Raw genomic sequence first — 1,000 nt, 5'->3', positions numbered from 1 at the left:
CGCCGAACTCGAGGCCGCCCGTGGTCAAGATCATGGACTACGGCAAGTTCAAGTACGAGGCAGCTCAGAAGGCCAAGGAAGCGCGTCGCAACCAGGCGAACACCGTCCTCAAGGAGGTCCGGTTCCGTCTGAAGATCGAGGCGCACGACTACATCACCAAGCTCAAGCGCGCTGAGGGGTTCCTCCAGGCGGGCGACAAGGTCAAGGCGATGATCCTGTTCCGTGGTCGTGAGCAGTCCCGTCCCGAGCAGGGTGTGCGCCTGCTCCGTAAGTTCGCCGAGGACGTCGCCGAGTTCGGCACGGTCGAGTCGAAGCGTGTCGTCGGCCGGAGCGGCGGACTGCTCCTCGGTGGGGATGTCAGCGCCCTCGGGCGCGTCAACGGGCTGGGTCTCGGAGATGGACTCCACGAGTGCTCCTCAGAAATGAAACATGGTCAAATCACGGGTATCGCTGCAGAGCGCAGACGAAGATCACACCAGCGGTTCGGGAGACTGCAGCCGAGACCGGGTTCGCGATTTGTTGCGGATTTCGCAGGTGGTGCAGAGGCTCAGATTCGCGTGCTAAGCGGAACCCTCTGCGGGCTTCACTGTACCACCCTTGACGTCGACGGCGAGCATGAGCGCCTGCCACGGGGTGTCGACGACGGATGCGGTAAGGTCTGCGGCCGCCACACGCTGGCCCGGACCGTCCGCGAGCACCAGGACGCTCGGTCCCGCACCCGACACGACCGCCGCGTATCCCTCGGCGCGCAGCGCCCGCACGAGCCGGTCCGTCTCGGGCATCGCCTGCGCGCGGTAGTTCTGGTGCAGCTTGTCCTCGGTCGCGGCCATCAGCAGCTCGGGGCCGCGCGGAAGTTCTGCACGATCACCTCTTGCACATGGCCGTGCCGGTCGTCGAGGTCGCGCAGGGCGATGAGCGACTCGGCGCGGTCGCGGACGGTCTCGCCGATGCCGACCAGGATGCCGGTCGTGAACGGGATGCCAGCGGCCCCCGCGTCGTC

2 pseudogenes are annotated in these 1,000 nt (G+C 66.6%); one reads left to right on the top strand and one right to left on the bottom strand.

The window, feature by feature from the left end:
• Window positions 1-311: pseudogene (gene infC, locus I5G_RS24625) on the top strand (translation initiation factor IF-3); the annotation flags it as partial.
• A 249-nt stretch (window positions 312-560) separates the two neighbouring features.
• Here infC and I5G_RS09760 read toward each other — a convergent pair.
• Window positions 561-842 (bottom strand): annotated as a pseudogene (locus I5G_RS09760) (homoserine kinase); the annotation flags it as partial.
• Window positions 843-1,000 lie beyond the last annotated feature (158 nt).

The organism is Microbacterium sp. B19 (assembly GCF_000333395.1).
In the GTDB taxonomy this organism is placed as follows: domain Bacteria; phylum Actinomycetota; class Actinomycetes; order Actinomycetales; family Microbacteriaceae; genus Microbacterium.
The sequence above is the reverse complement of the archived record's forward strand: the minus strand, read 5'-3'. Positions and strand labels throughout refer to the sequence as shown.